Source organism: Algoriphagus persicinus (genome assembly GCF_035156415.1).
Lineage (GTDB): Bacteria > Bacteroidota > Bacteroidia > Cytophagales > Cyclobacteriaceae > Algoriphagus > Algoriphagus persicinus.
The window spans coordinates 1-572 of sequence record NZ_JAYEEY010000077.1 but is presented as its reverse complement, the minus strand read 5'-3'; the positions used below and the strand labels follow the sequence as shown (position 1 = coordinate 572).

1 pseudogene is annotated in these 572 nt (G+C 49.5%); it reads left to right on the top strand.

Annotated elements, in window-relative coordinates:
• A pseudogene (locus tag U3A58_RS21735) lies at nt 1-572 on the top strand (hypothetical protein); the annotation flags it as partial.

Genomic DNA, 572 nt, shown 5'->3' with positions numbered 1-572 from the left:
CGAACTCATTGAATGCTGATCCGCAGTATTTGAGTGATACGGATCTGATAGCGAGTTCTCCTGCTTTGGCGAATGCAGGTTTCCAGTTACCCGAAGTTCCGGAGGACATCAACGGAGATTCCCGAAAGGCGACTCCTACTATCGGCGCGAATGAATATGATGCGGCAGCGCTGGTTCCGCTTTCAGGAATTTATACGATCGATCCATTGGGAACGGGAGAAAGGAACTTTAGCACGTTTCAGCAAAGCGTGGATGCGATGGTACTGAACGGTCTAGGCGGAGCTGTTACTTTTCAGGTAGCTGCAGGTACTTATACGGAGCAGATAGAGATTCCGGATTTATCTGGAGGATCAGCAAGCAATACGGTGACCTATGAATCAGCAACGGTAACTGCGGAAGATGTGGTGGTGACCTTTGCGGCAAGCACTTCTGAGATGAACTATGTGATCGGGTTTGACAATGCGAGTGATATCATCCTGAGAAACCTGAAACTGGTTGCTACAGGTACGACATATGGCAGAACGGTGGCCGCATGGAACCGTGCGGACAATCTGACGATAGAGGGCTGTATT